Here is a 23,313-nt window from a genome sequence, read left to right as displayed (position 1 = left end):
GCACACTGAAGGTATGAGCGGTGTCCTGTACTTCGACGGCAACTGCGGGATGTGTACCCGCAGTGTCAACGCGTTGACCGATCGGCAACGGACCGGGGACCTCCACATCGCGCCGTTCCAGCGGCCGGGCACGGCGGAGCGACTCGGTGTGCCTGCCGACCGGATGCTGGAAGCGGCGTGGTGGCAGGACTCGTCGGGTGTGGTCTACCGCGGTGCAGAAGCGATCAACGCCGCCGTATCCGCCGGCTTTGGGACGCGAATTCCATTGCGGCTCTACCACGTACCAGGTGTGCGACACCTGCAGAACGCGATCTACCGCTGGGTCGCCACCCACCGCTACCGGTTCCCGGGCACCACGCCGCACTGCGAGGCGCGTCCGGGGGACTGCTGAGTATGCCGATGGACCCGGTGACCGCACTGCGCCAGATCGCGTATTACAAGGACCGTGCGCGGGAAGACCCGCGACGAGTGATGGCCTACCGCAATGCCGCCGACGCCGTCGAGTCGCTGACCGACGAGCAGCGCGAGCGTCTGGGCGCGTCGAACAATTGGCAGTCACTGCCCGGGGTGGGGCCCAAGACCGCGAAGGTGATCGCCCAGGCCTGGGCCGGCCGTGAGCCGGATACCCTCGTCGAATTACGTTCGGCCGCCGTAGATCTCGGAGGTGGCGATATTCGCGCGGCGCTGCGGGGCGACCTGCATGTGCACTCGAACTGGTCGGACGGATCGGCCCCCATCGAAGAGATGATGCTGGCCGCGCGCGACCTGGGCCATGAGTACTGCGCGCTGACCGATCACTCGCCCCGGCTCAGGATCGCCAACGGGCTGTCGCCCGACCGGTTGCGCGAGCAACTCGACGTCATCGAGGAGATCCGTGAACTCGTGGCGCCGATGCGCATCCTCACCGGGATCGAGGTCGACATCCTCGAAGACGGGTCGCTGGACCAGGAGCCCGAACTGCTGCAACGCCTCGATGTCGTGGTGGCCAGTGTGCACTCCAAGCTCGCCATGGACTCTGCATCCATGACCCGGCGCATGGTCAAAGCGGTGTCGAACCCAGACACCGATGTTCTCGGGCACTGCACCGGGCGCCTGGTCACCGGCGGACGCGGCATGCGGCCGGAGTCGAAGTTCGACGCCGAGAAGGTGTTCACCGCCTGCCTCGACCACGGCACGGCCGTCGAGATCAACTCCCGGCCAGAACGGCGTGACCCGCCGACCCGGCTGCTGAAGCAGGCGCTCGACATCGGATGCCTGTTCAGCATCGACACCGATTCCCATGCGCCCGGCCAGCTCGAGTTCCTCGGCTACGGGGCCCAGCGCGCCGTGGATGCCGAGGTGCCGGTCGAGCGCATCGTCAACACCTGGCCCGCCGAACAGCTGCTCGACTGGACCACCCGCTGAGGCTCAGGTTCCCGAGGTGAACGGATCATGCTCGGCGAGAAGCTTTTCCATGCGGGCCTCGTCGAGGCGGACCCGGACGGTGGCCGCCTCCTGCTGATCACGGATCACCTTGGCCAGGGTGAAGGCGCTGGTGACGAGGAACAGCACCGACATTGCGAGGAACATCCGCTGCCAGATGTCGATCGGCAGGAAGAAGACTCCGCCGAGTACGCCGAGGAAGCTCACCCCGAACGCGATGGTGGCCTGCAGGGAGAATGCGGCGGTGACTTTCGAGGTGTCGCTGAATGTGGTCATGTCTCGAAGCTTGTCGTGGAACGCGTTTCGTCGGATGCGTGAGACTACTCAAATCCTCTCGGTCTAAGCTCACGCGATGCACGCGGAACTCGGCACCGACACCGTCATCACCCTGCTCGCTGCCGGGCTGATCTTCCTTCTGGCCCTGGTCCTCGGGGTGTGGAAGTACCGGCAGATGGCCACCAGTGAGAACCACCTGGCCCACCCGTATGTCGACATCGCTCACCGGGCCGCGCTGCTGTACTCCTTCGCGACGCTGCTGGTCGCGGTGTTCGTCGAACTCAGCGCCTGGCCGACCTGGGTCAACCTCACGGCGGCCATGGTGTTGGTGTTCTTCTTCGTCGTGGCCATCGCCGCCTATATCGAGCACGGCGCCAAACGCGACACCACCAACCAGTTCGAGCGGCCCACCGCGGGGTTGCACGCGGGCATGCTGGCACTGATCGTCGGCGAGATCGGCGGATTCGCCGTGCTGCTCGCGGGATTCATTGCCGCGCAGTTCTTTTAGTACGGCAGCTGATCAGTACGGCAGCGTCGGCATCTCCAAGCCGGGATCACGTCCGACCAGTACCCCGCGGGTCAGCATCGCATTGCCGAACCGCTGCCGGACCTCGTCGATCGCGCCGTCGATCGCCACCGGATCTGGTTCGGAGTCAAAGGGCAGTTCCAACTGCTGGCTGCCCTGGTGGTCGATGTTGGACACCGCGAACCCGATCAGGGTCAGCCCCCGCTCGGCGATCACGGGCGCGGCGGCCGTCACCAAAGCACGGGCGGCGGCCAGCACCGCCTCGGTGGAGGCGGTCGCCCGGGGCAGGGTGTGGGACCGGGTCGCCCGGCCGAAATCATCGAAGCGCAAACGTAATACGACGGTGCGGCCGGTGCGTCCGGCCCCGCGCATGCGGCGGGTGATGCGGTCGACCAGGTTGACCACCACGACGTCGACCTCCGCGGCCGACATCGTGTTGCCGCGTCGTCCGAGCGCGCGTTGGGCCCCGACGGAACTGCGCCGTACCCCCGTCGTCACCCGGCGTCGATCGATGTTGCGCGACAACGCGAACAGCTGGCGCGCCATCGCGCCGCCGACCATCGTGCCCAGCGCCGACTCGGACAGCTCCGCCACATCGGCGACCGTCTCGACGCCGTGGGCATGCAGCTTCTCGGCGGTCTTGGCGCCAACGCCCCACAACCGGCGTACCGGCAGCGGATGCAGGAATGCCAGTTCGCGATCGGGCGGAACCAGCAACAGGCCGTCCGGCTTGGCCACCTGACTGGCCACCTTGGCCAGGAACTTCGTCCGCGCGATGCCGACCGTGATGGGCAGGCCCACCTGCTCGCTGACCTGCTCGCGCAGTCGTCGGGCGATCTCCACCGGCGTGCCCGATACCCGGGCCAGCCCGGACACGTCGAGAAACGCCTCGTCGACCGACAACGGCTCGACCACGGGCGTCGTGTCGTGAAACACCTCGAACACGTGCCGGCTGGCCTCCGAATACGCCGACATCCGCGGTGGGACGACCACCGCCTGCGGACACAACGCCCGGGCCTGGCGCCCGCCCATGGCCGTGCGCACTCCGAACGCCTTGGCCTCGTAACTGGCGGCCAGCACCACGCCGCCGCCGACGATCACCGGGCGGCCGCGCAGCGCCGGATCGTCACGCTGCTCGACCGATGCGTAGAACGAGTCGAGATCGGCGTGCAGGATGGCCGCCTGCGCAAGGGACACGAACATATGTTCGCATAGGCGGCCGACGATCTAGAGCGTGGCGCCGTAGATGCTGGCCAGCCAGATGTGGGTGAGGGTGTCGACCACCTTGTGATGTTCGACCGCGGGTTGTTCGGCGCCCAGGGCGGCCATCATGGTCCGCTCGTTCATCAGGTTGAGCGACGTCGCCAGGTCCATGGCGGGAATGGTGTCCGCCGCCGCGCCACGCTGACGCTCGGCGGTGATGAGGGCCGCGGTCAGGTTGATCCACTTCTGCATCAGCCCCGCCCAGAAGTCGCGGAACTCCGGGCTGCTGTTGAGCGCCTCCGTGCCGGCCCGTGCGGTAGCGGGATGTGACCCGAACGAGTCGAAGAAGATCTCGATGCCGCGCCGGATCGCCCGCTTGGGATCGGTGGGCATGTCTTCGAGTGCGCTGTCGAATCCGGTGTCGGCGCGCTTGATCAACGGGTCGATCAGCGACAGCAGGACGGCTTCTTTGGAGGGGAAGTAGAAGTAGAACGTGGGCCGGGAGATTCCGGCGCCTTTGGCCAGGTCATCGACCGATATGTCGGCGAATTTCTTGGTTTCCAGCAGCTGCCGGGCGGTCGCGAGGATCGCGGCCTCGCGGTCGTCGCCCGAGGGTCGGGCGGCCCGGCGACCGCGCGGGGCGCGGGTCGTGCTGGGAGTGGTCACGCACTGCAGCCTAACACCGTGTTGAATTTATCGACAGGCTGTTGACCGCATCAACACCGTGTTGATACCGTCGGTCCCATGAACGAACACTTCGATGTTGTGATCGTCGGCGCCGGCATCTCCGGCATCAGCACGGCCTGGCACCTCCAGGACCGTTGCCCCACCAAGAGCTACGTGATCCTCGAGCGCCGGGAGAACATCGGCGGCACCTGGGACCTGTTCAAATACCCGGGCATCCGTTCCGATTCGGACATGTTCACCCTCGGGTTCCGGTTCAAGCCGTGGGAGTCGGCCCGCTCCATCGCCGACGGCCAGTCGATCTGGAACTACATCAACGAGGCCGCCGACGAGAACGGCATCCGCAACCACATCCGCACCGGTCATCGCGTGCTCTCGGTGGACTGGTCGGATGCCGACAACCGCTGGACCGTCGACGTCGAGCACGACGGTGAGGCCAAGCAGATCACCGCGTCGTTCCTGTCGGTGTGCAGCGGCTACTACAACTACGACGAGGGCTACTCGCCCGAGTTCCCGGGTGCGGCGGACTTCAAGGGCCAGATCATCCACCCGCAGCACTGGCCCGAGGACCTGGACTACACGGGCAAGAACGTCGTCGTGATCGGCTCCGGTGCCACTGCGATCACCCTCATCCCGTCGCTGGTCGACGGCGGCGTCGGACACGTCACGATGCTGCAGCGGTCACCCACCTACGTCGGATCCCTGCCATTGGTCGATCCGGTGGCCGAAAAGACCAACAAGTACCTGCCGAAGGACCTGGCGCACTTCGTCAACCGGTGGAAGCAGATCGGCTACAGCACCGGCCAGTACCAGGTCGCACGCCGCTTCCCGTCGGTCTTCAAGCAGTTCTTGCGCAAGATGGGGACCCGCCGCCTGCCCGAGGGCTTCGACTACGACAAGCACTTCAGCCCGCGCTACGCCCCGTGGGACGAGCGAGTCTGCCTGGCGCCCAACGGGGATCTGTTCAAGGCCATCCGCTCCGGCAAGGCCGGCGTCGTCACCGACACGATCGAGACCTTCACCGAGACCGGCATCAAGCTCAGCTCCGGCGAGGTGCTCGAGGCCGACATCATCGTCACCGCAACGGGTCTGAACATGCAGTTGTTCGGCGGGGCGACCGCCAACCGCAACGGTGAGCCGATCGACCTGACCAAGTCCATGACCTACAAGGGCCTCATGCTCTCGGGTGTGCCCAACATGGCCATCACCTTCGGCTACACCAACGCGTCCTGGACTCTCAAGGCCGACCTGGTCTCCGAGTTCATCTGCCGCATGCTGAACTACATGGACGCCAACGGGTTCGACCGCGTCGAGGCGCAGCACCCGGGCGACGCCGTCGATGAGCTGCCCTTCATGGACTTCACCCCCGGCTACTTCCGGCGGGCCATGGACACGCTGCCCAAGTCGGGCTCGGAAGCACCGTGGAAGCTCAAGCAGAACTACTTCTTCGACATGCGGACAATCCGGTACGGCAAGGTCGACGAGGATTCGCTGCTGTTCACCAAACACCGTGCCGCAGTGAAGGTTTAGTTCCCCTTCGCGTTATGGGGCGACGACGACGATGCCGTCCTCGTCGCAGTAGGCGATCTCGCCCGGGACGAACGTCACGCCGCCGAACTCCACCGGCACGTCACGTTCGCCCTCGCCCGTCTTGGTGCCCTTACGAGGGTTGGTACCCAGGGCCTTGATCCCGACGTCGATGGTGCGCAGCGTCGCCGCATCCCGCACCGGTCCGTTGACCACGACGCCCGACCAGCCGTTGTCGTGGGCCAGCCCGGCGATGATGTCGCCGACCAGCGCGGTGTGCAGTGACCCGCCGCCGTCGACCACCAGCACGCCGCCGTTACCCGGGGTGGACAGAATCGACTTGAGCAGAGCGTTGTCCTGGAAGCAGCGCACCGTGGTGATCGGCCCGGCGAACATGGTCTTGCCGCCGTAGTTGCCCAACTGCAGATCGCAGCTACGGACGTCGGGGTAGATCTCGTCGACCAGATCAGCGGTGGCGCGCGGTTCGATACTCACGCGCCGATTATCGCAGCCCGCTAGCCGGCGACGCTTTGCACGATGATGTCGTGCACGAACTGGGCCAGCCCGGGCTCGGCCTCGTCGTAGTAGCGGGCGAACCGCTCGTCGTCCACATAGATGTTGGCCAGGCAGACGTGCATGTCGTCGCTGCAGTCGTAGAACCGGGAAATGTTGGCGCGATGCCGGGCCGCCAGCGCATCGGCCTGCGCCGACCCGGGCGTCACACCCGTGCGCTTGCCTTCGGCGAGTGCGTCGAGCAGCGCGTCGTTCTCCGCCTTGAACTCGATCCAGTCCTGCTTGGTCATTTGCGCGGTGCGCTGACGGGACTGTCGCCACTCCTCGGTATCGCCCCAGCGCTCACGCGCCTCGTCGTCATGCTCGTCGAAAACGGCACTGCCGAAGATCTCCACCTGCTCCTCGGCGGTGAGCTGAATTCCTCTGTCATGGGCGCTCATCAATTCCTCCACTGCCTTGATGGTCTGCTGCAACTGCTCGGCCTGATCGCACAGCAGGCTGTGCTGGCGTCGCAGGTGGGCGAGCACGTCGGCATCCGGGTCGTCGAGCAGGGAGCGGATCGCCTCCAGTGCCAGCCCGATTGACCGGTACACCAGGACCAGATGCAAACGCTCCACATCGGCGTCGGTGTAGCCGCGGTAACCCGCCGCGGTACGCACGCTGGGCACCACCAGCCCGATGTGGTCGTAGTGGTGAAGGGTCCGCACCGAGGTGTCCGTCAGCGCGGCTACTGCGCCGACGGACCTCACCCGCGGATCTGCGTGCATGACGCCACTGTCGACCCTGACGTCGCGTCAGGGTCAAGCCAGGATCAGCTGTCCTCGGAATGACGGCGGCTGAGCAACACCAAGAGCACGGCCAAAACGCCCACGGTCACCGCCGCGGCCAGCGGCAGCTTGGACGACGGACTTTCGCTCATCGGGACCGGCACCGGGCCGGACACCGGGTTGGCGGCCGAGGCGACAGTCGACTTCGCCTGTGCGGCAGCCTCTTTGGCGGCCTCCGCGACATCCGGCACAGGAGTGACGGGCGCAGGCTCGGGCGGGGCCTTCTTGGCAGGGGCCTTCTTCGCCGGAGCTTTCTTGGCGGCCTTGGCGGGGGCCTTCTTCGCGGCAGCTTTCTTGGCGGGGGCCTTCTTCGCCGGTGCTTTCTTGGCGGGCGGAGGGCCAGGCTTGGGCGGAGCGGGATCGGCGCCGGCCGCTGACGCTTCGGCCGCAGCAGACGCGGCTGCGGTCTCTGGCTTCTCGGCGGGTTGATCCTGCTGCTCTGCCATCTGGCTGCTCCTTCGCAGTATCCGGTGTTCCTGTGGGGCCGGCAGTGTTTCCCATCATGCCAGGCGCCGCGGCGGTCAACCCGTGACGGCCAGGGCCGCGGCGAGCGTGACCGCAACAGCCATCATGCCCAACTCCGCCAGCGATCGGTGTTTCGACAACGCGGCACTACTGCGGTGCGCCCGTGCCGCGGGCAGCCACCGCGACCGGTTTCGCCAGGCCAGCGTCAAGAGGGCCACGGTCACGGCGACCTTGGCCGTCAGCACCCGGCCGTAGCCGGTGGCCCACAGCTCGGCGGGCGCGTTCAACTTGACCGCCGCCGCGGCCACACCGGCGATCAGCAGCACACCCACGCAGCACAGCGACAGCTGCGAGAACCGGGGCAGCACCCTGGCCCACTGCCCGCGATGGGTCACGGTGAGCACCAGTGCGGCCAGCCCGCCACACCACATCGCGGCGGCCAGTGCATGGACCGCAACGGCCATCCCGCCGATCGGGCTCTCCGAGAGGTGCCCGGCCAGCGTCCTGGCGGCCATCCCGACCGCCGCGATACCGACGGTCGCAGCCGTGGTGGTCGCGCCACGAGGCGCCAGGATCGCCACCACACCGACGATCAGCGCCGCCGCGATGCCGACCAGTCCGGCGCGGCCCGCAGTGGTGTGCAGACCGAACTCGCTCACGGTGCGCACGCCCACCTGCCAGAACCCGACTCCCGCCGTCTGCGCGGCCTCCACCGTCAGCCGCACAATCTCGGCGGGCAGCCAGATCGCCGCAGCCACGGCCAGGGGACCGGCCGCCCTCCTGCCCAACTCGGCGCGGTAGCGGTCGGATTCGAGCAGCGGTACCGCGGACAGGCCGAGTGTGACGACGGCGGCGCAGTCGGCCAGCGCCCGGATCAGTGCTCCGGTCAACGTCGGCGCCGGACCGCCCACCAGGCCGCGCCGCCGATGAGCACGACCGCGACCAGCACGAACGGCCACACCGCGATGCCGTCGTCGGACTGCGCGGACGACGACGCGGCGGGCCCCGGAGTGCCTGAACCGGCGACCGTCAGGTCGAACGCCCAGGAACCCGAGACCACGTGCCCGTCGGCAGAGGTGACCCGGTAGTTCACGGTGTAGGTACCGGCCGGGCCCAGCGGGCGCACCCCCACACTGATCACCGCACCGGCGACCGTCGGATCACCCTGCGACCACAGGTTGTGATCCGGGCCGACGACCGTCATGTTGGCGAAGGCCGGTTGCAGGGCCTCGTTGAAGGTGGCGCTCACCCGGGGTGGTGAGGTGCTGAGCGCCGCATGCTCGGCAGGGTCGGACGCGATCCGCGCCGCGTGCGCCGACGCCGCAGGCGCCCCGACCAACGCCGAGGCGCCCAGGACCAGCCCGGTCAGGGCGACCGCCAGCAGCCGGCTCATGACCGGCGCCGGGACAGCAGGCTTGCGACCACTGCGGCGGCCGCGACGATCAGCGCTCCGCCCGCCAGCCAGCGCGCCGAGTTGTCGACGGTTCCGGCCGGCTCAGCGGGGGCAGCGGCCGGTGCTGCGGGCGTCTCGGTTCCGTGTTCGGTGTGCTGTCCCTCGGACGGGGAACCGGTCAGCGCCACCTGCGGTACGGGATGCTCCGGTTCGCTGCCGTCGGGCAGCGGGGCCTGATCCCACCGGACCACGGACCCGTCCGAGTAGGTCTGGGTGACGGGGAAGCTCGCGCTCGCCGCGTCGGGAAGTTTGACCGATACGCGGAACAACGCGAACTGCTCGGATGAGATGCCCACCCCGGGAGCCGCGGTCCAGGTGACCGTCCGGACGGTGCCCGCGGAGGTGTCACGGTCGAGCTTGGTTGTCCAGCCCGGCATCACCTCGGTGCGGGCCGAGGCGACGTTGGGCAGATCAACCGTCAATTGTGTTGTCAGCGCGCCGGTATCGGACTCGCCGGGAACCCGGAAAGTGAGTGTCGAGGTGGTCCCGGGCGTCGGATCGTCGGCCTCGACGTGGACATGGGCCCAGGCCGGCGCTGCGGTGAGCAGACCGGTGACCGCTACTGCGGCGGACATGAGCAGGGCGCGCGAGGACGCCCCGGTGAGGGGTGGCATTTCTGGTGTCTTTCGTGGGTTGGGGTCGGACGGTCAGGCGCTCACGCCGACCGGCGGACCCCGATGAGACACCGAAGCGGCCAGGAAGAGGGCCGAGTGCAGGGGCTGATCCGCGCCGCGCGCCGTCAGGCACACCGTGGGTGCCGGTACGGTCCGGCCTTCGGGCGCCACCGCGCGCACCACGCGCGACATCGCTGCCCACAACCGGGCACCGCAGGCGATCAAGCCGGCCCCGAGCGACACCGCTGCCAGGTGCGCACCCCACATCGCCGGGCCGGGTTGCGCGCCGTGCGAATGAGCGGCCGTCGCCAACAGGACATGGGCCAGCAGCTGGCCGGTGCCGAGCAGAGCCCACAACACCGCCGTCCGACCGGCGCCGGCCACGGTCGCGGCAACCGCGCCGAGGGCCACCGCCAGCACGATCAGCTGGGCGGCCACGGCCCCGCCCGGCAGACCACCGCCGCCGGCGCCATGGGCTGCGACGGCCAGCGCGGCCGTGAGAGTGCCGACGGCCGTACCTCGCAGCGGGGCTGCGGAATCGATACGGGCGCCGGTCATAGAAGGGGCTAGACCAGTCCCAGCCGCGCCATGAGATCGGCATCGATGCCGTCGAGCTGGGCGGCGATCGCTGCGTGGGCGCCGCGGCGCCGCGCGGTCGGCATGTTCTCCGCGGCGGTCACCGCCGCGGCCAGATCTGTGAGCCGGTCATTGATCGCCGTGACGAACTGCTTGGTCTCGGCGTCCTTGGGCTTCTTCTCGGCGACCTGGCGCAGGGTCTGCTCGGCGCCGGAGATCCGTGCGGAGAGTTCGGCGCCGTGCCCGGAGAACTGACCGAGCTGGGCCAGGGAGACGCCGAGACGGTCTGCGCGGCGTTCGTCCAGAGCACCCCGGGCGGCCGTCGCGGCGCGGTAGATCAACGGCACCAGGACCGGCGCCAGCAAACGTGTGACGGTGAGCAGGCGGCGAATCCGGGCGGGCGCGAGCAGACGTCCCTCGCGCGCCGCCTTCAGCTCTGCCTCCGCCACTTTGAGGGCATTGCGGTCACTGTCCCGCTGTGCTTTGACCTGAGCTTTGAGGGCCCGCTGGGCAGCTTTCTGATCGGACTTGATGCGACGAGCGTCGTTCTTTGCGGTGAGCCGGGCTTCCAGCTTGGCCTTGGCCTTGATGGCGCGGGCTTCGGCGCGGCGGGTGGCGCGGCTTTTTCGTCGCGTGAACAGGCCCATTCCGGTTGCCTCCCGGTCAATTAGTCGTGTGTTCGTGGTCACCGCAGAAGTGCTGCAGACCCACAGTATCGTCCGGTGGATTTGCTCCGCCGCGGCTCCCCGTGATCGCCGTGGGTAATCACCTCAGCTAGCAAATTTGAACCGGCTGTCTGTGCGAGAATTGAATTCGTTGACTAAGCGTGCGGGCGGTGCGCGAAAGGGTGGTGACAACGTGCGTTCGCGGTTGCGCGTCGCCGCCTCGACCGGTCTGGTCCTTACGGGCCTGATCACCGCCGGTATCGGGGGAGCGTTGGCGTTTGCCGATCCGGATCGTGGCCGGCCCGACAACGGGCAAGGCTCGTCGAACAGTGCCGGCAACGGCCACGATGGGCACGAGGGCAAGGACCACGGGCAGGGCCACGAGAACGACGGCGATTCCTCGGGCGAAGACGACGGCGACGACGGTTCGTCAGGCACGCGAACGAGCCACAAACCCACCAAGACGAGTGGCAAGCCCACCAAGATCACAGGCAAACCGACCAAGACCGGGGAACCTACGGACACCGCGGAACCCTCCGGAACGCAGACGCCTCCGCAAACTGGAACCGACACCAAGACGCCGACCGAGACCGACACGGCCTCACCGAGTACGAAGCCGTCTGAGTCTGAGACTCCGACAACATCGGGCTCGGTTGAGACGACGACGGCGGTGTCTTCGACCGAGCCCACGGTGACCACCTCACGGACCACCTCGGCGACCACCCAGACGACTACCGGGACGACGTCGGAAACGACGTCGGCGACGACCACGAAGTCGACCTCGGAGACCACCTCTGCGACCACTTCGGCGACGACCCTCATCGGCGGTTCCGCGGGCGGTGGAGATGGCGGTGGTGGAGTGCCGGCGCCGTTCGACTATCCGCGACCGCCGGACATGCAATTGCCGGCGCCGCAGGCACAGGCGCCCGACCTGGCCGCGCCGTCCCTGCCCGGCCTGGCCGCTGCGGCCGGGGTGGCGCCGATTCCCGTTCCGATTCCCGTTCCGGTCGTCGTGCTGCCGGTCATCGTGCCACCGCTCGCGGTGCCTTTGGGTGCCCCGGGCTCCGACCACGGGCCGCAGTCCGGCCCGGGATCCGGACCGGACATGCAACCGTCCACCAAGATGCGGACCCAGGCGGGCCGTCCCGCCGCCGTCGGACTGGATGCCGCCATGCCACCCGCGTCCTTCCGGGCCGGCTACGCGGACTACCTGCGCACCGCGAACACGATGGAGATCGCGGCGATGGCGCTTCCCGGTGTGACCGGGATGATGGCGCTGACCGGCCTGGGCGGACTGGTGGGATACCGGCAAGCCAAAGCCGGTCGGACGGTTCGAATCGACGCCAGTAGGTTCATGAGTTAGGAACGACCTGGGAGAATTCAGGCAAGAGGAGTTGTCCGGGCGTGAACGAAAGGGTGGAAAGGGGGACCATGTCCGCCAGTCGAAGCGTCACGCGCGCTGTCAACGAGGTTCTCGACCTCGCCCCTCGACAGGGCGAAGTCACGTTGACCCGCCTGGTCGACGCCGTGAGCGCAGACCGCGGTAGACCGATCGAGCTGACCATGGCCGAGCTTCCTCCCGGCGTGTGTGGGCAGTGGCGGCAATACGCCGACCGCGATGTGTTCCTCATCCAGCAGGGCCTGCCGGCGTGGGACCGCACTCTGGCTCATGAACTGGGCCACCTGGTGCTGGGCCACGAGGGGATCTCGATCGTCGACGCGGCCGCGGCCACGGCCGAGGTGGCAACCTCGGACCTGATCAGCTACATGCTGAACCAGCGCACCGGGTGCATGGGGCCCAACGGCGAGGACATCGAGCAGGAGGCCGAGGACTTCGCCGCGCTCCTGCTCTACCGTCTGGGCCGGCTGCCCTCCGATCGCTCCTCGATCGTGCAGGTTCGCCTCGGAGAGGCATTTGGTTGATCGTCTGGGTGATCGCCGGCCTGCTCGGCCTGGCTACCGGCCTGCGTATCGGCTGGGCACTGGTGAACAAACAATCCCTGGTGAGTTCCGCGATGATCCTGTCGTTGGGCAGCCTGGGCGTCGTCGCCGCTCTGAACTGGCCGCCGCTCGCCCTGCTGATCGACACCGTGGTGCACTGGCCGAACATCGCGGTCGGGCTCAGCCAGGTCGCGCTGATCGCATGTGCCGCGGGCAGTTGCGTGATGATCACGACCGCATCGTCGGGCCATTCGGCCACCCTCACGCGCCGCATCGCGCTGATCCAGTACGGCGTAGCCGGCCTCGTGGCCGTCATCAGCCTGGTGATTTTCTTCTATGCCGGTCGGCAGCCGGAGATGTCGCCCTCGGAGTATCTGAAGCGGGACCTCGGGTCGACCGGCACGTCCTGGCTGCTGCCACTGCTCTACGTCTTCCTGGCCCTCACCTTGGTGGCCTGGGCCGGTCTTCGCTACTCGAACCGCAGCCGGCGTGGACGGGCGCTGTTCCTGTTCACGGTCGGCATGGTGCTGATCGTGGCCGCCAGCGGATTCGTCCTGCTCCGGGCAGCAGGGCGAACCCAGACTGTCGGTCTGGGCGCCGCCGCGACCATGCTCGGGTGCGCGATGGTCATCGTCGCCGCCGGATCTCTGCTGCCGAGCGTCGAAGACTGGTTCGGTGCACAGCAGGAATTGCGGACCATCAAACCGCTGCTGGACGAGCTGGCCCGGCGTCAGCCCGACGTGGGTATCGGGGTGCGTCCGCGTGGACCGCTCGTGTTCCGCGTCGCCGAACGCATGTCGCTGATCTCCGACGCGCTGTATCTGGAGGCCACCGCGGCCGACGCCAGGCGCCACGAGACAGCTGGACCGCGCGGATCGGGCGGGTCAAGTGGCGCAACAGAATTGGGTGATGTCGAGCGGCCGCAGGTGCGACCGCGCGATCAGGCGCGGGCCATCGCCCAGTGGATCTACGACACCCGCGAGGGCGACGAACGTTCGGCGTTCCCGGGGCTGGCCTGGCTCAGTCAGCCGGAATCCTATGCGGACCGGGAATGGATTCTGGCGATCGCCGAGCAGTACCGGCAACTGGCCCGCGGAGCTGGGCGCAGCTGAAACCCGCGCGAGTGGGAACCACCGAAATGGTCCCCACTGACGTGGGTTTCAGCGCGCGAGAACGCCAGGTGGAACTGAAGAATCAGTCGTCGAGGTGTTCCCGGCGGCGAAGCTCGTCGACCTTCTGGACCAGGTCCTGCTGAGCTTCGGTGGACAGCCCGACGGTACGGGCAGCGATCCGGCGGATCCCCTCGTCACGCATGCTGGCCAGCCAGGTCAGCTCCTTGTCCAGCTTCTCGTAGTACTCGTCGTCGGTGAAGTAGGCCGGCTTGATCCGGAAGAAGTTGGCAAGTGCGGCCATGGTTGCCGCCGACGGGTTCGTCCGGTTGCCCGAACGGAGCTGCGACAGGTACGGAGCCGACATGGTGACGCCCTCGGACTTCAATGCGGCGATCACCTCGGCAGACGTGTGGGGTCCGCGCCCAGGCGGATAAACCGTATCGAACAGGCGGTTTAGGCGGGCGGCGAACGTCTTGCTCATCGATTTGACCTCCACATGCTTCACGAGCGGTACGAATAGGCGGCGTATTTGCTGACTATGGTAGCGAGTGTTGTGACGACAACCAAGTGCAAACGCCACAAAAGTTAAACGGGCTTTGCGTTTTGAAGGTCTCTGCGGTGCATACCGAGCGCTTCGCCGTGAAGGTGGGGCGGGATTGGGCCTTCTGGCACTGCAAAAGGTGACGGTTCCGTTGTATTCGGCGCGGTGAGCTGGGCTCACAGGTGCGCTAGATCATGATCAGCTTCTGTGCCGGCAACTGCGGCACCGCCGTGACTAGGGGAAACAGATATTTGCTGTAACGCGGACCCCGGGTCGCGTCAGATTGCGCGCAACGCGGTTGTCGAACGACGTGGAACACGTTACAGGTTGGGCGATGGAATGCGCATCAGCCCCCTTGCTCGCGATAGCCAGACGGCCTCTGAAGGATTCTGGCGCTGATTCAAGACGGGGTTGCGGTGCGGAAACACGAGGCGGATTGCGCCGGGGCGGAACAATCGTCGGCACAACTGCGGCAGCAGCCGCGGTTGCGGCCGGGCGTCACGGCTATCGAAAGGCCGCTGAGGGTAGGGGAGATCGGCGATCCTGCTGCCGGCGCTGAGGCCTGCGGCTGCGGACATGGCGCCCTTTCGACACACCGCCGATACATGCCGCTCGCGCGGCGCACCTACATACGGTCGAAGGTCTCACCACCGCATCGCAGTCCGTCGGCCGGGCCTCACGACGCCAGCATGCAGACGGGACGATTGCGGGCTGCTGCCCTTCGCTGATCTAGTGGACCCTAGCTGTTGTCCGCCAACCTCGCCAGAGTTCCTACCGTTTTTCGGGAGCCGGGTTCTCCTTGTTGGAGAGGATGTCCCGTTTCTGGCATCCCTACGCCGCCAGAAGCATCGCCAGGATCGCGGTGTCCGGGTGGCTGATCGGATCGACACCCACCCGGCTGACCACCGAAGTCACCGTGCCATCTGATTCGGCCTCGACCCAGGCGGCCCGGTGCTCCAACCCGAGATATGGGAGCCCCGGCAGTAATACGCATCCCGAAGCCGCGCCGGTGCATTCCGGAAGGGATGGCGTTGTCTCCGAAGGCGGATGCAGCATCAGCAGTGCCGGTGGCTGATGATCGGCGAAATACCCGGGTGGAACCGCGGATTCGCCCACGACCGGGCCCTCCGCGATGACCAGTCCGACGGTGCCGGGCTGCGGCTCCTCCGGCAGTTCTTCTCGGACACCGAAAACCGTTGTGGTGGAGAGTAATCCGGGCAACGAGGCAATTCGCACCGTGACCATGAGAAGCTGCGCCCACTCTTTGGTGGAGTCAGGCCATCGACCTGAAACCACGAAACCTTTGAGCGCACCGCCGGAATGAAAAGGGGCGATCTCGATCGCCCTGCCGGACCCCGTCGTATCCATATCGCCTCCGGGACATCGGTGTTGGGCCACCGGCTGATCGGTGCTCCGACACTTCTGTGGGTCGATCAGTTCAGGATGCGGCAGCAGCGGCGGCTGCGCAAGACGACACGGGAACCGGACCGGTAACGACTCGGCCAATACACCGGCCCGGAAACGAGGGCGGGGCGCCACGCTGTCCGCGCGACGCCCCTTGGTGAGAGATCAGAAAACCGATCCGGCCCTCGATCGGGAACTAGCCGAAGATCAGGCCGTTGGCCTTGGAGGTGGCGGCCGCGTAGCGGTTCTGCACGTCCTCCCAGTTCACGACATTCCAGAACGCCTTGACGTAGTCGGCCTTGACGTTCTTGTACTGCAGGTAGAAGGCGTGCTCCCACATGTCGACCTGCAGCAGCGGGATGATGCCGAGCGGCACGTTGGCCTGCTGGTCGTAGAGCTGGAAGGTCAGCAGCCGGTCACCGAGGCTGTCGTAGCCGAGCACGGCCCAGCCCGAACCCTGCAGCCCGTTGGCGGCGGCGGTGAACTGCGCCTGGAACTTGTCGAACGAGCCGAACTGGTCGTCGATCGCCGCGGCCAGGTCACCGGTCGGCTTGTCCCCACCGTTGGGTGACAGGTTCTTCCACCAGATCGAGTGGTTCACGTGGCCACCGAGGTGGAAGGCGAGGTTCTTCTCGTTGAGGAAGATCGCCGCGTGATCGCCGTTGGCCCGCGCCTCGTCGAGCTTGGCGACCGCGTCGTTGACACCCTTCACATAGGTCGCATGGTGCTTGCTGTGGTGGAGCTCGTTGATCTGCCCGGAGATGTGGGGCTCGAGCGCTCCGTAGTCGTAATCCAGGTCCGGCAAAGTGTATTCAGCCACGAGATTCCTTCCTCATTATCGATCGATGGAGCCAGCGTCTTCGAAGATCGTCGAGACAAGATCGTCGTCAACATTGCTCCATCGCAGGGCGCACCGCAAGGACGCGCGTGCCGTCCACACGTATACCCGATGGGCGAGGGTCAGAACAGGACGATCACGGCGAGCACGCCGAGCAACAGCAGGGCGATGACACTGGCCCGAAGGAAGGCCATCATCTGATTTCGGGTGTGCAGATGGCCGGACGAATGCCATTCGGGCTGCGGTAAAGCCGATCCCGATCCGATCGGATGCGACGCCATCAAACGCTCCTGACCTGCACCATCAATGCCTGCTCCCAGTGAGTTCTGTCACAACATCTGGTGTGACGCCGATCATAGACCCTGTAATGGCCCAGGGAAAATCGGCCTCTGCGTCAGCGGATGCCGCGCCATGGGCCACTCGAATCATGTTGATCCCAACCTGATCCGGCCGGCGTTCGGCGACCGCGTTTAGCCGAATGCTTAATTTCGCTCGGCGGCGATGACGGTTGTTGATCGCTGCCTCGGACACCCCAGGTTTATCCACAGTGATGGACAGCTACCGCCCAGTAATCCCCACCTCGGAAGCTTTTCCGCTGGTGCCGGGCTGTGGATGAACCTGTGGAAACTGTGGATAGCTTCCCGTTGCTAACACCGCGGTGAGCCATCAGGGTGGGGTGCGCCCGGCGCCGCGGGCATGCGAGCATTGACGGCATGGACGATGTGGAAGTCGGGCAGGCAGATATCGCTGCGGTACCCACCACGTTCGAAGGGTCTGTCGTGCTGCTCGACGTTCGTGAGGACGACGAATGGCAACGCGGTCACGCCGCGGGCGCACAGCACATCCCGATGGGTGACGTCCCGACGCGGATGGCCGAGATCGATCCGGACGCCGAGCTGTACGTGATCTGCCATGCGGGCGGCCGGTCGCTGCGCGTGGCGAACTACCTGGCCCGCAACGGCTACACCCCGATCAACGTCGAGGGCGGAATGCTGGCCTGGGCCGGCGCCGGACGTCCGATCGTCACCGACGCCGGCGGCCCGGGGAGTATCTGACCGCGCAGCACCCGTCAGGAGATCGTGGCTAGGCTGGTCGGATGATCCAGGTGTGTTCGCAGTGCGGGACGCGCTGGAACGTGCGTGACCGGCAGCGGTCGTGGTGCCCCCGGTGCGGCGGCTCGTTGATGGCGCCTTCCGCGCCGTCGTCGCCTCAGTCCCAGTGGGGACCCGCCGGACAGGCTCCAGCGTCTCCAGCGCAGGCACCCTCTCAGCCGGCGCAGCGCACGCCGCAACTCGCGCCCGGCTACCGCTGGATCGCCTTGCGTCCCGGTCCTCCGCCGCATCAGCGGCGCCCACGCCGTCCGCTCGGGCCCACACCGCGCTACCGGATGATCCCGAGCTGGGGGCTGCACCAGCAGTTCGATGTCGACGATCAGCCGCAGCAGACCGTTGACGAGTCCGGTGCGGGCACGGTCCGGCTCATGCTCGTGGCGGCCATGGTGGTGTTGGGTGTCGCGGCTTTCGCCCACGTGATCCGATACGGCCTTCTACTGATCAACCGCAATATGCTGCTGCACCCGCTGATCGCGATCGGTGGCGTCGCCATCGGTCTGCTGGCCAGCGTGGTGGCCATCGTCGTCGTGCTCATCACGGTGGTGGTGCTGGTGCGCTGGCTGATCGCGCGTCGGGCCGCCGGTTACGCCCAGCACGGCGAAGTGGATCCGCGGAGCACCAGGACACTGTGGCTCTGTTGCCTGCTGCCCGGCGTGAACCTGGTGATGGCCCCGGTGTTCGTGTGGGAACTGGCCGCTCTCGAAGGCCGCCTGTCACACCTGCGCCGGCCGATCGTGGTGTGGTGGATCGCGTGGGTGTTCAGCGCGGTGCTCGCGGTGTGGTCGATGGTCGGCACCGTGTACGTCACCTTCTTCAACGACGCGCCACAGAACATCGCCGACAACACGGTGGCCACGATCGTCGGATACCTGCTCGCGCTCGCCGGCTTCCTGCTGACGGCCAAGGTTTTCGACGGTTTCGAGGGCAGCGGGACAACCGCGGAGCGCAGCGTCCGGCGCTGGGTCGTCATCGAACCTGAAGCCGAACCCGAGGCCGAACCTGACGCCGAGCCCGAACTCGACGCCGACGCCGACGAGGCTTCGGAGAATTGTGAGGATTCAGCTGAATCCGCCGTTCCGGTTGAGGCCCGAGGGCAGAACCCGGCAGCATAGGCCGTATGGAAACGGGCGACGGCGGTGCCGCTGGACAGGCGACCCCCGGGCCTGGGCATCCGTTCGTGGTGGCCCATCGCGGAGCATCCGCCGACAAACCCGAGCACACGCTGGCCGCATACGACCTCGCTTTGCGTGAGGGTGCCGATGGCGTGGAATGCGATGTACGGCTGACCCGCGACGGGCACCTGGTGTGTGTGCACGACCGCCGTGTGGACCGCACCTCCACCGGCACCGGCGTGGTCAGTGAGATGACATTGGCCGAACTGCGCAGGCTCGACTACGGGTCATGGCATGCCGGCGCGCGCTCCGGCGACGGCGCTTCAGGCGACACCGGGCTACTGACCCTCGACGATCTCGTCTCGCTGGTGCTGGACTGGAACCGGCCGGTCAAGCTGTTCATCGAGACCAAACATCCGGTGCGCTACGGCGCGCTGGTGGAGAACAAGGTGCTGGCACTGCTGCACCGGTACGGCATCGCCGCACCGGCCTCGGCCGATCTGTCACGCGCGGTGGTGATGTCCTTCTCGGCGGCCGCGGTGTGGCGGATCCGCCGGGCCGCACCGATGCTGCCGACCGTGCTGCTCGGCGACACGTCGCGGTACCTGGGCGGGAGCGCGGCCACGACGGTCGGGGCGACTGCGGTCGGCCCGTCCATCGCGACCCTGCGTGAGCATCCGGAACTGGTCGACCGGGCCGCCGCGCAGGGGCGTGCGCTGTACTGCTGGACTGTCGACCACTACGAGGATGTCCGGTTCTGCCGCGACATCGGGGTGGGCTGGGTGGCCACGAATCATCCCGGCCGCACCAAGAGCTGGCTGGAGAACGGCCTGACGGGTGCGGGTCGGGACTGAGATCAGAGGTTGCCGCCGGCGGCCTTCGGGGCGGCCGGATCCACACCGGCACCAGCGGTGAGTTCCCTGGCGACGAAGTCCTCGATGTGGAACAGGTTGTCGCCCGCGCGGTCGGCGATGCGCACCAACGTCGCCATCGACGAGACCTCTTCGATTTGCTCCTTGAGGAACCACTGCATGAACTGCTCGCCGAGGTAGTCACCCTCCTCGCGGGCGACGCTCGCGAGCCGGCTGATCTGCTCGGTGACCGTGCGCTCCTGGCTGAGTGCCAGCGCGAGCGCGTCACGGGGCGCATCGAAGCGGTTGCACACCGCGTCGACACCCGGGATCTCGGCGTCGATATCCCGATCGAGCAGATACTGGACCAGCATCATGGCGTGGTTACGCTCCTCGACCGCCTGCGCATAGAAATGTTTGGCGAGCTGCGGAAGGTCGGCGCCGTCGAAATAAACCGCAATGGCGATGTATTGCTGTGACGCGGTGAACTCGCTGCGGATCTGATCCGAGACAAGTGCGTGGAATTTCGTGTCGAGTTCACCGGTCGTCGTCATGACGGCGAGGATATAGCAGGTCAGACGCCATTGTCACCGAAGGTTGACCTCATTGAGGTCAGCTTTACCTTAGTGGTGTGCCGTGCATTACATTCGCCGTTGCGAATTTGCTGCCACCTTTTTTAGCTTTGCCTAAGCTCAAGGTTGGGGCTTTTGGACGACATCGGCGGGCACCGGTGAGTCGTCGGCCAGCGCGGTGAACAGACGGCCGGCCGCCTCGCTGTCCCACACCACGACCGCGCCCGAATCGCTGCCGGTGAACTCGCCGATCGGCACCGTCGCGGTGACCATGTCGTCGCCGTGCATCGCCCACGCCAGCCGGCCCAGGTCCCAGACGTGCGCGTTCTCGTCGACGGCGACGGAATCGGTGGCGGCCCGGGCCATCGGCTGCCACCGCAACGGGTTGAGCAGCACCTCCGGGCTGGTGGCCCGGTGCAACAGCGCGGACATGAACGCGCGCTGGTTGATCATGCGGTCCAGATCCGCTCGCGGCGTGGCGCGCGTGCGGACGTAGCCGAGGGCGCTGCGGCCGTCGAGTTCCTGGCAGCCCGCGGGTAGGTCGATCCCGGCCAGCGGGTCGCTGATCGGCTCGGCCGGGCACATCGTCACCCCGCCGACGGCGTCGACGAGTGCGGCGAAGCCGTCGAACCCGATCTCGGCGTAGTGGTCGAGGTGCAGTCCGGTCGCTTGTTCGATGGTCTGTGCCAGCAGCTGCGCCCCACCCACCGAGAACGCCGCGTTCACCTTGTCCTCGCCGTACCCGGGAATCGGCAGGTAGGAATCCCGGGGAATGGAGACCATGGTGGCCGGAGTGCTCGAGCCGATCCCTGGGATGTGCACCAACAGGATCGTGTCGGTGCGGCCGGTGCCGATGTCCCCGCCCGTGGCCAGGTCGGCCTGCTGCTCGGGGCTGAGGTTCTGGCGGCTGTCGGACCCCACCAGGAGCCAGGTGGTGCCGTGGGCAGCCGCGGGACGCTCGGGATAATCGGCCAGGGCCGGGATGCGGTGCAGCGACGAGTCGATCCAGAAGCCGCCGCCGATCACGGCCAGCGCCGCCGCCAATAGGACGACCAGCGGCACAGTCACCACCAGGCGGCCCCAGCGCCGCCGTCGCCGCGGCTTGCGTGCCGGTGCGGGCGCGGTCGGCCGGGCCGGCGGCGGTGGGGGAGCCGATCGAGGCGGGGGCGGCCTCAAGGCTTGCCTCGGGGGCTGCTGTCTGGGGGCCTGTCTGGGGGCCTGTTGTCTCGGGGCCTGTTGTCGCGGCGGCGGAGGAGTCTTCCGTGGCGGCGTGGGTGGATTCGGCGGCCAGGGCGGACGATGGTTCGGGTCACGCCGGATCACCTGGGACGGCTCGGCGTCACGGCGGCGCGGTCCCGGACGCCGCGAGCGCGGGTCGGGAGGTCGCCCTGAAGCGGTGAAGTCGTCCACAGCAGAAATGTACGTGGCGGATGCGTTATCGCAGCCAGCTCAGATGATCCGCCACGAGCGCGTAGCCGACGAACGCCACCGCGTCGATCAGGGTGTGGGCGATGATCAGGGGCCACAGCCGTCCGGTGCGTTGCCATGCGTAGCCGAACACCAGACCCATCGCGACATTGCCCAGACCGGCGCTGTAGCCCTGGTAGAGGTGATATGCGCCGCGCAGCAGGCTGGAGATGATCAGTGCCCGGCCCGGGCTCACGTCGAGCTGGCGCAGCCGGGTCAGCAGGAACCCCACCACGATGATCTCTTCGGCCCAACCGTTGGCGAACGCCACGCCGAGCAGCACGGGGATGCGCCACCACGTGTCGTACAGCTCGGCCGGCTCCACATCGGCGCTCAGCCCCAGCATCCGGGCCAGCACGTAGAAACCCAGCCCGGGCAGACCGATGAGGGCGGCCAGGCCCAGCCCACCCAGCCCGTCGGCACGCCATTTCGGGCGCGAGAGCCCGATCGAGGACGGCCCGAAACCGCTGCGCCACAAGAGGTACAGGGCCAGGGCACCCCAGGCCAGCAGCTGCAGGATCACGGCCAGATGCAGGCCGAGGTCGATCAGGTCGAATGGGGAGCGCTTCGGGTTGAGCGCGACCGTCTGTCCGGACAGGCCGAGCAGTACCGCTTCGACGAGCCGCAGGCCCGCGGTGTAGGCACTGAGCCCGAACGTCACCGCCAGCACGACGGCGATCTCGATCTTGATTGTGCGGCGTTGCGGCTCGAGGTGCTCGTGGGGCCCGGTCGCCGAAGTCGTCACCGGAGCCACGGTAGCGGCGCCCGGACCGCCGGGAAGATCGTGCGGGTCAGATCCGGCGCGCGCGCAGGCCGTTGAGGAACGGGCAGCCCATCAATACGCGGATGGCCTGGCTCAGGCCGGTGACATCGTCGACGGGTTTCGGGAACGGCAGGCGTACGTCGTGGTCGCCGTTTTCGTTCTCGACGCGCAGTTGCACGCCGTAGCGGTCCAGGCCGAGAGGGCGGACCCGTCCCTGGCGCAGGGTGATCGGTAGCCGGGTGGCGAGGCGGTCCACCACATCGCGGTGCGAGGACTCCATGTGTTGCAGCCAGCCGGACTCCATCGCGCAGAACGGATCGGGGCGGGCCTGCAGGAGCGCCCCGAGGGCGACCGCCTCGGCGCCGGTGGCATCAGCCACCACAATCGACTCGATCTCCAGGCGCATCAACGAGTAGTTGTCGTCATCGTGTCCGGCGTTCTGCTGCGTGTTGGAGTTGACCTGCAGCAGAGCGGGATTCGGGTTCTCGGCGGCGACGAGGTCGAGCAGGGCCGGCACCTCGGCGCTCGGCACGTGCTGCAGGCGGCCGCGGATCCACACCAGGGAGCGCACCGGCTCGCGCAGCGGCAGCGGGGCGTAGTCGGTCATCTCCAACACCGCCTGGATACCGGCAGCGCCGGCCGACATCGCCATGCCCGCGGGCGGGCTGGTCTCGGGGACGGTGATCGCGAAGGACCCGTCGTCGAGCAGGTGGTGCACGGGTGAGGCGACCGGTTCCATGCCATCGACCGCGAGCATCGCTCCGCCGCCTCGTGCGCATGCGCTGCGGATCCGCTCGGCTGTCGTCGGTGTCGCTATGGCCATCTCGCCGCCTTCGAAATTAGGTGAGG

Annotated in this window: 29 protein-coding genes; 10 read left to right on the top strand and 19 right to left on the bottom strand. The window is 67.4% G+C overall.

Annotation, left to right across the window (positions count from 1 at the left end):
• Positions 1–13: 13 nt before the first annotated feature.
• Together H977_RS0117325 and H977_RS0117320 are read left to right on the top strand one after the other, a co-directional pair.
• On the top strand, positions 14–391 hold the full coding sequence (locus tag H977_RS0117325; RefSeq protein ID WP_029109035.1) for a thiol-disulfide oxidoreductase DCC family protein: 378 nt from the start codon (positions 14–16) through the stop codon (positions 389–391).
• A gap of 8 nt (positions 392–399) precedes the next feature.
• Positions 400–1,404 (top strand): PHP domain-containing protein, encoded by a 1,005-nt coding sequence (locus tag H977_RS0117320; protein ID WP_029109034.1) that lies wholly within the window; start codon positions 400–402, stop codon positions 1,402–1,404.
• A gap of 3 nt (positions 1,405–1,407) precedes the next feature.
• Here H977_RS0117320 and H977_RS0117315 read toward each other — a convergent pair whose 3' ends face one another.
• Positions 1,408–1,698 carry a YiaA/YiaB family inner membrane protein gene (locus H977_RS0117315; protein ID WP_029109033.1) on the bottom strand — a complete coding sequence of 97 codons (291 nt, stop codon included), beginning with the start codon at positions 1,696–1,698 and terminating at the stop codon, positions 1,408–1,410.
• 76 nt (positions 1,699–1,774) lie between these two features.
• Here H977_RS0117315 and H977_RS0117310 point away from each other — a divergent pair, with 76 nt between their 5' ends.
• Positions 1,775–2,206, top strand: a complete 432-nt coding sequence (locus tag H977_RS0117310; RefSeq protein ID WP_029109032.1) for a hypothetical protein — start codon at positions 1,775–1,777, stop codon at positions 2,204–2,206.
• A gap of 12 nt (positions 2,207–2,218) precedes the next feature.
• Here H977_RS0117310 and dinB read toward each other — a convergent pair whose 3' ends face one another.
• Positions 2,219–3,427 (bottom strand): DNA polymerase IV, encoded by a 1,209-nt coding sequence (dinB, locus tag H977_RS0117305; RefSeq protein ID WP_029109031.1) that lies wholly within the window; start codon positions 3,425–3,427, stop codon positions 2,219–2,221.
• Positions 3,428–3,451: 24 nt separating this feature from the next.
• A complete protein-coding gene (locus H977_RS0117300) occupies positions 3,452–4,093 on the bottom strand; it encodes a TetR/AcrR family transcriptional regulator (protein WP_029109030.1) in 642 nt (213 codons plus the stop codon).
• Positions 4,094–4,171: 78 nt separating this feature from the next.
• On the opposite strand from H977_RS0117300, the gene H977_RS0117295 reads away from it, so the two are divergent.
• Positions 4,172–5,641 carry a flavin-containing monooxygenase gene (locus H977_RS0117295; RefSeq protein WP_029109029.1) on the top strand — a complete coding sequence of 490 codons (1,470 nt, stop codon included), beginning with the start codon at positions 4,172–4,174 and terminating at the stop codon, positions 5,639–5,641.
• A gap of 12 nt (positions 5,642–5,653) precedes the next feature.
• Here the strand turns inward: H977_RS0117295 and rraA are convergent, their stop codons facing one another.
• From rraA to H977_RS0117255, 8 genes are all read right to left on the bottom strand, one after another.
• On the bottom strand, positions 5,654–6,133 hold the full coding sequence (gene rraA / locus H977_RS0117290) for a ribonuclease E activity regulator RraA (protein WP_029109028.1): 480 nt from the start codon (positions 6,131–6,133) through the stop codon (positions 5,654–5,656).
• Between the two features lie 20 nt (positions 6,134–6,153).
• Positions 6,154–6,918, bottom strand: a complete 765-nt coding sequence (locus tag H977_RS0117285) for a MerR family transcriptional regulator (protein ID WP_029109027.1) — start codon at positions 6,916–6,918, stop codon at positions 6,154–6,156.
• Between the two features lie 44 nt (positions 6,919–6,962).
• Complete coding sequence (locus H977_RS0117280) at positions 6,963–7,424, bottom strand: hypothetical protein (RefSeq protein WP_029109026.1); 462 nt, start codon at positions 7,422–7,424, stop codon at positions 6,963–6,965.
• Between the two features lie 75 nt (positions 7,425–7,499).
• Positions 7,500–8,354, bottom strand: coding sequence for a CopD family protein (locus H977_RS0117275; protein ID WP_051288908.1), 855 nt, complete (start codon positions 8,352–8,354; stop codon positions 7,500–7,502).
• Positions 8,330–8,836: a copper resistance CopC family protein gene (locus H977_RS0117270; RefSeq protein ID WP_029109024.1), complete on the bottom strand. Its 507-nt coding sequence runs from the start codon at positions 8,834–8,836 to the stop codon at positions 8,330–8,332. The genes H977_RS0117275 and H977_RS0117270 overlap by 25 nt, the downstream gene beginning before the upstream one ends.
• Positions 8,833–9,510, bottom strand: coding sequence for a YcnI family copper-binding membrane protein (locus tag H977_RS0117265; RefSeq protein ID WP_029109023.1), 678 nt, complete (start codon positions 9,508–9,510; stop codon positions 8,833–8,835). The genes H977_RS0117270 and H977_RS0117265 overlap by 4 nt, the downstream gene beginning before the upstream one ends.
• 33 nt (positions 9,511–9,543) lie before the next feature.
• The gene (locus H977_RS0117260; protein WP_029109022.1) at positions 9,544–10,068 is read right to left on the bottom strand and encodes a hypothetical protein; all 525 of its coding nucleotides are present in this window, start codon (positions 10,066–10,068) and stop codon (positions 9,544–9,546) included.
• A gap of 8 nt (positions 10,069–10,076) precedes the next feature.
• Positions 10,077–10,733 (bottom strand): DUF6474 family protein, encoded by a 657-nt coding sequence (locus tag H977_RS0117255; protein ID WP_029109021.1) that lies wholly within the window; start codon positions 10,731–10,733, stop codon positions 10,077–10,079.
• 169 nt (positions 10,734–10,902) lie between these two features.
• Between H977_RS0117255 and H977_RS35875 the strand changes: the two genes are divergently transcribed.
• The 3 genes from H977_RS35875 (at position 10,903) to H977_RS0117240 (ending at position 13,804) form a co-directional block, all read left to right on the top strand.
• Positions 10,903–12,114: a hypothetical protein gene (locus tag H977_RS35875; RefSeq protein ID WP_155946695.1), complete on the top strand. Its 1,212-nt coding sequence runs from the start codon at positions 10,903–10,905 to the stop codon at positions 12,112–12,114.
• Between the two features lie 68 nt (positions 12,115–12,182).
• Positions 12,183–12,674 carry an ImmA/IrrE family metallo-endopeptidase gene (locus H977_RS0117245; protein WP_029109019.1) on the top strand — a complete coding sequence of 164 codons (492 nt, stop codon included), beginning with the start codon at positions 12,183–12,185 and terminating at the stop codon, positions 12,672–12,674.
• Complete coding sequence (locus H977_RS0117240) at positions 12,671–13,804, top strand: hypothetical protein (protein ID WP_029109018.1); 1,134 nt, start codon at positions 12,671–12,673, stop codon at positions 13,802–13,804. Before H977_RS0117245 ends, H977_RS0117240 begins: the two co-directional genes overlap by 4 nt.
• An 82-nt stretch (positions 13,805–13,886) precedes the next feature.
• On the opposite strand, the gene H977_RS0117235 is transcribed toward H977_RS0117240, so the two are convergent.
• The 4 genes from H977_RS0117235 to H977_RS35345 all read right to left on the bottom strand — a co-directional run bounded on the left by H977_RS0117235 (position 13,887) and on the right by H977_RS35345 (position 16,868).
• Complete coding sequence (locus H977_RS0117235) at positions 13,887–14,285, bottom strand: secretion protein EspR (RefSeq protein WP_029109017.1); 399 nt, start codon at positions 14,283–14,285, stop codon at positions 13,887–13,889.
• A gap of 891 nt (positions 14,286–15,176) precedes the next feature.
• Positions 15,177–15,713 carry a hypothetical protein gene (locus tag H977_RS0117230; RefSeq protein ID WP_029109016.1) on the bottom strand — a complete coding sequence of 179 codons (537 nt, stop codon included), beginning with the start codon at positions 15,711–15,713 and terminating at the stop codon, positions 15,177–15,179.
• A gap of 232 nt (positions 15,714–15,945) precedes the next feature.
• Positions 15,946–16,569, bottom strand: coding sequence for a superoxide dismutase (locus H977_RS0117220; protein ID WP_029109015.1), 624 nt, complete (start codon positions 16,567–16,569; stop codon positions 15,946–15,948).
• Positions 16,570–16,709: 140 nt separating this feature from the next.
• Positions 16,710–16,868, bottom strand: a complete 159-nt coding sequence (locus tag H977_RS35345) for a hypothetical protein (RefSeq protein WP_196808266.1) — start codon at positions 16,866–16,868, stop codon at positions 16,710–16,712.
• Positions 16,869–17,300: 432 nt separating this feature from the next.
• Here H977_RS35345 and H977_RS0117210 point away from each other — a divergent pair, with 432 nt between their 5' ends.
• Genes H977_RS0117210 through H977_RS0117200 form a run of 3 tightly spaced genes read left to right on the top strand, consistent with a single transcriptional unit; the run spans position 17,301 to position 19,665 of the window.
• A complete protein-coding gene (locus H977_RS0117210; protein ID WP_029109014.1) occupies positions 17,301–17,642 on the top strand; it encodes a rhodanese-like domain-containing protein in 342 nt (113 codons plus the stop codon).
• A 41-nt stretch (positions 17,643–17,683) separates the two neighbouring features.
• Entirely contained in the window at positions 17,684–18,811 is a 1,128-nt protein-coding gene (locus tag H977_RS0117205; protein WP_029109013.1) for a DUF4328 domain-containing protein, read from the top strand.
• A 5-nt stretch (positions 18,812–18,816) separates the two neighbouring features.
• A complete protein-coding gene (locus H977_RS0117200) occupies positions 18,817–19,665 on the top strand; it encodes a glycerophosphodiester phosphodiesterase (RefSeq protein ID WP_029109012.1) in 849 nt (282 codons plus the stop codon).
• A 2-nt stretch (positions 19,666–19,667) separates the two neighbouring features.
• On the opposite strand, the gene H977_RS0117195 is transcribed toward H977_RS0117200, so the two are convergent.
• The 4 genes from H977_RS0117195 to H977_RS0117180 form a co-directional block, all read right to left on the bottom strand.
• Positions 19,668–20,216 (bottom strand): ferritin, encoded by a 549-nt coding sequence (locus tag H977_RS0117195; RefSeq protein ID WP_029109011.1) that lies wholly within the window; start codon positions 20,214–20,216, stop codon positions 19,668–19,670.
• A 138-nt stretch (positions 20,217–20,354) separates the two neighbouring features.
• Complete coding sequence (locus H977_RS0117190) at positions 20,355–21,644, bottom strand: LCP family protein (protein ID WP_502691179.1); 1,290 nt, start codon at positions 21,642–21,644, stop codon at positions 20,355–20,357.
• A 25-nt stretch (positions 21,645–21,669) separates the two neighbouring features.
• On the bottom strand, positions 21,670–22,446 hold the full coding sequence (locus tag H977_RS0117185; protein ID WP_029109009.1) for a CPBP family intramembrane glutamic endopeptidase: 777 nt from the start codon (positions 22,444–22,446) through the stop codon (positions 21,670–21,672).
• A gap of 46 nt (positions 22,447–22,492) precedes the next feature.
• A complete protein-coding gene (locus H977_RS0117180; protein ID WP_029109008.1) occupies positions 22,493–23,287 on the bottom strand; it encodes a DUF2470 domain-containing protein in 795 nt (264 codons plus the stop codon).
• Between the last annotated feature and the right edge of the window lie 26 nt (positions 23,288–23,313).

Origin of the sequence: Mycobacterium sp. URHD0025, assembly GCF_000426065.1 — a bacterium.
Classification (GTDB): domain Bacteria; phylum Actinomycetota; class Actinomycetes; order Mycobacteriales; family Mycobacteriaceae; genus Mycobacterium.
Note: the sequence above shows the minus strand (reverse complement) of the source record. Positions and strands in the feature narration are given on the sequence as shown.